The organism is Desulfuromonadales bacterium (assembly GCA_035620395.1).
Lineage (GTDB): Bacteria > Desulfobacterota > Desulfuromonadia > Desulfuromonadales > DASPGW01 > DASPGW01.
In genome coordinates this window covers 1-5,931 of record DASPGW010000136.1, presented here as the reverse complement: position 1 = coordinate 5,931, position 5,931 = coordinate 1, and the positions used below count along the sequence as shown (strand labels likewise).

The 5,931-nt window shown below is 61.3% G+C and carries 9 protein-coding genes; 3 read left to right on the top strand and 6 right to left on the bottom strand.

Annotated elements, in window-relative coordinates:
• A partial coding sequence (locus VD811_07495) for a hypothetical protein (GenBank protein HXV20814.1) occupies positions 1–298 on the top strand: 298 nt, incomplete at its 5' end.
• Positions 299–377: 79 nt separating this feature from the next.
• Here VD811_07495 and VD811_07490 read toward each other — a convergent pair.
• From VD811_07490 to VD811_07470, 5 genes are all read right to left on the bottom strand, one after another.
• On the bottom strand, positions 378–1,001 hold the full coding sequence (locus VD811_07490) for a TetR family transcriptional regulator C-terminal domain-containing protein (GenBank protein ID HXV20813.1): 624 nt from the start codon (positions 999–1,001) through the stop codon (positions 378–380).
• A 200-nt stretch (positions 1,002–1,201) separates the two neighbouring features.
• On the bottom strand, positions 1,202–1,765 hold the full coding sequence (locus tag VD811_07485; GenBank protein ID HXV20812.1) for a DUF882 domain-containing protein: 564 nt from the start codon (positions 1,763–1,765) through the stop codon (positions 1,202–1,204).
• A gap of 123 nt (positions 1,766–1,888) precedes the next feature.
• The gene (locus tag VD811_07480) at positions 1,889–2,410 is read right to left on the bottom strand and encodes a shikimate kinase (protein HXV20811.1); all 522 of its coding nucleotides are present in this window, start codon (positions 2,408–2,410) and stop codon (positions 1,889–1,891) included.
• A 36-nt stretch (positions 2,411–2,446) separates the two neighbouring features.
• Positions 2,447–2,938: a cupin domain-containing protein gene (locus VD811_07475; protein HXV20810.1), complete on the bottom strand. Its 492-nt coding sequence runs from the start codon at positions 2,936–2,938 to the stop codon at positions 2,447–2,449.
• 85 nt (positions 2,939–3,023) lie between these two features.
• A complete protein-coding gene (locus VD811_07470) occupies positions 3,024–4,010 on the bottom strand; it encodes an NAD(P)H-quinone oxidoreductase (GenBank protein HXV20809.1) in 987 nt (328 codons plus the stop codon).
• A gap of 230 nt (positions 4,011–4,240) precedes the next feature.
• Between VD811_07470 and VD811_07465 the strand changes: the two genes are divergently transcribed.
• Together VD811_07465 and VD811_07460 are read left to right on the top strand one after the other, a co-directional pair.
• Positions 4,241–4,810, top strand: coding sequence for a DUF2231 domain-containing protein (locus tag VD811_07465; GenBank protein ID HXV20808.1), 570 nt, complete (start codon positions 4,241–4,243; stop codon positions 4,808–4,810).
• Between the two features lie 115 nt (positions 4,811–4,925).
• Positions 4,926–5,591: an NAD(P)/FAD-dependent oxidoreductase gene (locus VD811_07460; GenBank protein HXV20807.1), complete on the top strand. Its 666-nt coding sequence runs from the start codon at positions 4,926–4,928 to the stop codon at positions 5,589–5,591.
• A gap of 83 nt (positions 5,592–5,674) precedes the next feature.
• Here the strand turns inward: VD811_07460 and VD811_07455 are convergent.
• On the bottom strand, positions 5,675–5,931 hold a 257-nt coding region (locus VD811_07455), incomplete at its 5' end, for a helix-turn-helix domain-containing protein (protein ID HXV20806.1).

Here is a 5,931-nt window from a genome sequence, read left to right as displayed (position 1 = left end):
CTGCCAGCGGAATCCAGTAGGAATCGAGAACGGCCCCTCGGAAGTCGAAGTAAGCTACAACTCGCTTGGCGGTCTGCTCGGCAAGAGCCTGGTTAGCCAGGCATCCTTTGTGGTGCTCCCTTTTCCCCATTTCAACACAGCGGACGCCAGTGGGATAGCCTTCCGTTTGGGCGGTTTTGTTCACTGCCAGGATGGTTCTGTCCTTATGGACCAACATGACAGGGAATGGAAAATTGTCACAGAAAAGGTGAAAGTTCCTGCGGACCTCTTCGCTGATTTGATGTGCTGCCATGCGTGATTGCTCCTTTTAGGTGCATGAGTTGTGTCGTTCGCTGGTTTTCGTGAACGAGATCAATGCCGAACGCGGGAGGAAAATCTCAGGGATTTTTCAAGACGGCTGAGAAAAGGATATCGATAAATTCCCGGACCGGTTGCGGGGATTTCATCACTTTGGCACGAAGTACCGCCCCTTCCCAGCCGGAGAGAATGAAGCCGGCGGTGATTTGCGGATCTAACGATGCCGGGATTTCTCCCACTTGCTGTGCTTCGCGGACGCAGGCGGCGAAACGCTCCCTCCAGGAGAGGAGGATCTCGTCAAGGCGGTTCCTGAGTCGTTCGTTCTGGGCTGCCAGTTCCTGTCCAAGGTCCCCTATGAGGCAGCCGACTGTGCACTCGTGGGCTGATAGCCGCTCCAGCCCAGCTTCAAGAAAGATCCGCAGCCGGTTGAGAGGAGTTATAGCCTCGTTAGAGAGAAAAACATCGAGCCGCGCCAGAAATCTGCCTGCAAACTCCTCGATAACTGCCAGCCCGAAAGCCTCCTTGCTTCCGAAGTAGTGGTAAAAGGAGCCTTTTGGTACTCCCGCCAGTTTCAACACCGCCTCGATCCCGGTGGCGTTGTATCCTTGGGAGCCGATCAATTTCATCCCGGCTTTGAGCAGTTCAGATCTCGTGTCCCGTTTTGTCATGGGGCAATAATAGACCGGTCGGTCTACCGGTGTCAACACTTTCCGCTATTGATCGGCGAAAAATCGGTAGGTATTTGATCATATTCGTCGGGGAGAGTTTGATCTCCTCTTGAGGCTGGTCTCTGAGATCACGATTTATTGAACAAGCGTCCTGAATATTCTAAAGATTTTTCAGCCAGTAAATGAGGCCGTTGCCTCCGGTGTGAAACTCAACTATCCACTGACAGGAAGTCGGCCTACCACATGCGGAAGGCGCCGGAGTCGATATGGACGAAATCGGTGCGGGGGTAATAGCCGACGCCGCCGAGTTCCAGGTCGAGAGCGGCGCGGCGCAGATTGGCCAGCTTTACACCGGGGACGCGGATGTCGATCGCACGGCCCTGCAGGTGCAGGCTGTTTCTGGCGACCTGGCGCCCCTTCTGGCGCAGCAGCTCATTGTAGGCGGGAGAGCGGTAGGCGGAAATGATGTGGATCTCGTTGCTGCCGCCGAGGCGCTGGTCGACGAGGTTGAGATATTCGAGGGTGCGCACGTCGATCGGATGGACCTCCCCCGTGTGGTGGCAGCGCAGCAGCCAGTTGAGCTCGTCGAGGGCCTGCAGGTCGTATTCGCCGGAGCGGTCACGGTAGGTCACCGCCAGGCGCTCGCCGCTGTGGATGTTCAACAGGGAGAGCTTCCCGAGCGGCAAGCCTTCGTCCGACAGTTCGCGGGGCCAGGCGGTCTGACCGCCGAAAAGGGTGAGGCCGGCGAGCAATGAAGCCTTGAGGAACGATCTGCGGCACCACTGTCCGTGAAATGGCATCTTGTCCTCCCTTCCGTGCCAGGCGTCGGGAAAGCAGGGGGGCTTTTTCAGGAGGGGTGTGCTGACCTTGGCCATCCCGTGCCTCGTTCCCGCAACCCGGGGTTTTGCAAGGGACAAGCCAGATCAGGCAGAGGTGGGGAGATGGTCCTGGAGTCGGTCGGCGATTTCGGCGGCGAGTTCCTCCACCGACTTGCCGCGGTCGTCGACAATCAGCCCGGCCCATCGGCGGTAGAGGGGGAGGCGGCGGGCGAAGAGGTCGGGAAAGGTCTCCCCGGGGTCGATGACCATCCCCCGGGTGTCCATGTCGCGAACCCGCAGCATCAGTTCTTCGAGGGGGGTGTCGAGAAAGACGATCGTGCCGTTCGCTTTCAGTGCCCCCATCGCCGCTTCGCTATAGACTGCCGAGCCGCCGGTGGCGACCACCGTGCGGCGGCAGGAAAGGGAAAGCAGGGTTGCTTCCTCGATCTGGCGGAAGGCGGCAAGGCCTTCGGCGTCGATGATCTCCTGCAGCCGCCGCCCCTGTCGGGCCTGGATCAGGACGTCGGTGTCGATAAAATCGAAGCCGAGACGCTTGGCCAGCACCACCCCGACCGTGCTTTTGCCGGCGCCGGGCATGCCGATGAGGACGATGTTGGCTTTGTTCATGGTAAACCGGCGAATGGTGCTTGGTGAAGGAACTGGCTACACGTCATGGACTTTAACGCTTTTCCGTCTCTGTTGCGTGCGTTCGTAGCGCTTTTTCAGTTCGGTGTTCTTCGCCGCTACCGCTGCATTGCCGGCGTACCAGGGAGGGATGTCGTCGTAGTCGGGAACCCCGTCGTCGATGAGGTAGCGCGATTCGGGGTGCTTCGGATAGCTGGCCGGCACCGCCCCGGCGCAGATGAGGCGCAGGGGGGTGTCGCCGTCGTTCTTGAGTGCCCTTTTGCTGGCCGGGTCGACCCGGACCATGTCGCCTGCAGCGAGGGGAACTTCCTCACCGTCGATCAGCAGGCGGCCGGCCCCCTCGAGAACCATATAGACCTCCTCCTGCTCCCGGTGGGTGTGGGTGAAGGTGTATCCCTCCTGCGGCGGCAGGTTGATCAAACCCAACGCTACGCCGGCAAGGTCGAGCTGTCGGCGGGGCGAGGTGAGGGGCGGGAGCGTATCCCAGTCGAAGTGGGCCTTGTTATACATGGGCAAATGGCACGAGGCTGGAGGCTGGAGGAAGAACAAGCAGGCACGAGGCGGAGATCTTGCTCTTGCCTCGTGCCGCTTGCCACTAGCCCATCTTCAATACGATCTTCCCGAAATGCTTGTCTTCTTCCATCATCCGGTGCGCTTCGGCCACCTGCGCGAGGGGGAAGACTTTCTCGATGATCGGGACGATGGTGCGGTCGGCGAACTTCGGCAGCGCCCGGCGGGTGAACTCGGCGACGATCTCCGCCTTTTCCGGGACGGGGCGCGAGCGCAGCACCGAGCCGATGATCTGCTGGCGCTTGACCATCATCAGGGCGAGGTTGAGCTCGGCCTTGATGCCGCTGATGACGCCGATGATGACCAGCTTTCCCTTGTAGCCGAGGGAGTTCATGTTGGGGGCGAGGTACTTGGCGCCGACGTGGTCGAGGATGACATCGACCCCTTTCTTGCCGGTGAACTCCTTGACCACCTCGGAGAAGTCCGGAGTGGTGGTGTAGTCGATGACCAGATCGGCGCCAAGCTGCTTCACCCGCTCGCTCTTGCTGGGGTGAGCGGTGACGATCAATTTGGCGTTTGGGGTGAGTGCTTTGGCCAACTGGATTGCGGCGGTATTGACGCCACCGCCGCCGCCGTGCAGGATGGCGGTCTGGCCGTCGCGCAGTTCGCCGATCATGAAGACGTTGAGAAAGGCAGTGATGTACGATTCACAGACGCAGGCCGCTTCCTCGTAGCTCATCGCCTCGGGGATGCGCATCAGGTGGCTGGCGTAGGCGACCGCGTATTCGGCGTAGCCGCCGCCGCCGACCAGGGTGATGACCCGGTCGCCGTTCTGCCAGCCGCTGACCCCGGCGCCCAGTTCGGCGATGGTGCCGGCCACTTCCAGGCCGAGGATTTCCGAATCGCCGGGCGGCGGCGGATATTTCCCCTCGCGCTGCACCAGATCGGGGCGGTTGATCGACGTCGCTGCGACCTTGATCAGCACTTCCCCTGCTTTTGGCGCGGGTTTATCGACCTCGCCGACCTTGAGCACCTCCAGGCCGCCAAAACCATCGAGCAGAACAGCTTTCATCGCATTGTCTCCTTTTCCGTTGAAGGGGCCGGGGAGCAGTGTAAAGCCGATCCCTGCTCCCTTGGTCCATGACCTTCAAAACAGTGTGTCGATTATAAGGAATACGGGCCGGGTTTCAACCGCTTTCTGCCGGCCAGCGCCCGATTTATCCGGGCAGCGGCCGCTGAGGGCCTTGCATGCAGGTTGCCGGCAGTTAAACTCTTGGTGTTGACGGCTCCGGGAGGATTGAGATGGTCAGAAAATGGAAATGCACCATCTGCGGCTACGTCCACGAGGGAGCGGAGCCGCCCGAGTCCTGCCCGGTCTGCGGCGCCGACCGCTCGAAGTTCATTCCCCTCGAGCAGGAGAAGGTCAACCTGCTGCACGACATGCTCGCCACCTTCGTCCTGCACCCGGTGGCGGCCCACTTTCCCAACGGTCTGATTCCCACAGCCGTTCTCTTTCTGCTGCTGACCCTGCTGAACGCCAGCCCCGGTCTGGAGCATGCGGTTTTTTATCTGCTGGGCGTGGTGCTGGCGGTCATTCCGGTCTCGATGGCTTCGGGGATCTACGACTGGCGCACCCGGTTTCATGGCGAGCGGGCGATGATCTTCTACAAGAAGATCGGGCTGGCAGCGACCCTCCTCCTGCTGGTTCTGTCGGCCGTAAGCCTGCGCTATGCCGACCCCGGACTCCTGGCCGGGGGCGGGACTCGAAAAGGGCTCTACGTAGCGCTTGTCCTGGCGACGCTGCCGGTCGTCACCCTGCTCGGCCATTACGGCACCAAGCTCGCCCACCATTGGAAAAAGAAAGTGCTGTAAGCCCCGGCTTGACAAATCGCCTCCATTCCCGGTAAAACCTCCCGAACAAAAATCAGCAGGGTCTCCGGTCGCCCGGAATGTGGCGGCCGGAACTGCTTTTCGGGAGGCCCATCCGATGAAAAAGGATATCCAGGAGAAGGGGGCGATCATCCAGCGCGACAAGGAAACCTACGCCATCGCGCCGCACATCCCCGGCGGCATCACCGATGCCGCCACCCTGCGCAAGATCGCCGACGTCGCCGAACGCTTCGGCGCGAAGTCGCTCAAACTCACCAGCGCCCAGCGCATTGCCATGATCGGTCTGCCCGAAGAAAAACTTGACGAGGTCTGGGCCGAACTGGGCGAAAAGCCCGGGGCGGCCATCGGCCTCTGTGTCCGTTCGGTCAAAGTCTGTCCCGGCACCGACTACTGCAAACGCGGGCAGCAGGATTCGGTTTCGGTCGGGCTGGAGATGGACCGCCGCTACCACGGCATGGAACTCCCGTGGAAGTTCAAGATGGGGGTCTCGGGCTGCATGAACGACTGCGGCGAGGTCTGCATCAAGGACGTGGGGCTGATCGGTACCCCCAAGGGATGGAACGTGATGGTTGGCGGCAATGGCGGCAGTCAGCCGCGCCTGTCGGTCAGGCTGCTCGAGCATGTGCCGAGCGACGCGGAGGCGCTGGCGATTGTCGGCCACATCGTCCAGTGGTTCAAGGCCAGGGACCGTCGCTGTCGCCTCGGCAAGCTCGTTGAAGAGATGGGGGCGGAGGTTTTCCGGCAGGAAGTGCTGGGGGGGTAGGGGTGCCCCTTGCGCCTGCGCGCTGAAGCGCTTCGGCGCACAAGCGCGGGTGCCCTGCCGTGGGCAGGCACAAGGCCTGCTCCCTACGCTTTTTCGTTCGTTTCCCGCACGAATTTGTATCCACGCCCGCGCACCGTCAGAAAATGGACCGGCCGGGCCGGGTCGGTCTCGAAGTATTTGCGCAGGCGGACGATGAAATTGTCGAGCGTGCGGGTCTCGGTGTCCGGTGCCATCCCCCAGACCGATTCGAGCAGCTCGGTGCGGGAGAGAACTTCCCCCTCCCTCTGAAAGAAAAGGCGCAGCATCCGGGTTTCCAGCTCGGTCAGAGCGATTTGCCCCT

Coding starts and splice junctions, on each gene's coding strand:
- VD811_07470 (HXV20809.1), bottom strand. CDS start 4,010: ATGAAAGCTGTTCTGCTCGATGGTTTTGGCGGCCTGGAGGTGCTCAAG.
- VD811_07480 (HXV20811.1), bottom strand. CDS start 2,410: ATGAACAAAGCCAACATCGTCCTCATCGGCATGCCCGGCGCCGGCAAA.
- VD811_07485 (HXV20812.1), bottom strand. CDS start 1,765: ATGCCATTTCACGGACAGTGGTGCCGCAGATCGTTCCTCAAGGCTTCA.
- VD811_07475 (HXV20810.1), bottom strand. CDS start 2,938: ATGTATAACAAGGCCCACTTCGACTGGGATACGCTCCCGCCCCTCACC.
- VD811_07465 (HXV20808.1), top strand. CDS start 4,241: ATGGTCAGAAAATGGAAATGCACCATCTGCGGCTACGTCCACGAGGGA.
- VD811_07460 (HXV20807.1), top strand. CDS start 4,926: ATGAAAAAGGATATCCAGGAGAAGGGGGCGATCATCCAGCGCGACAAG.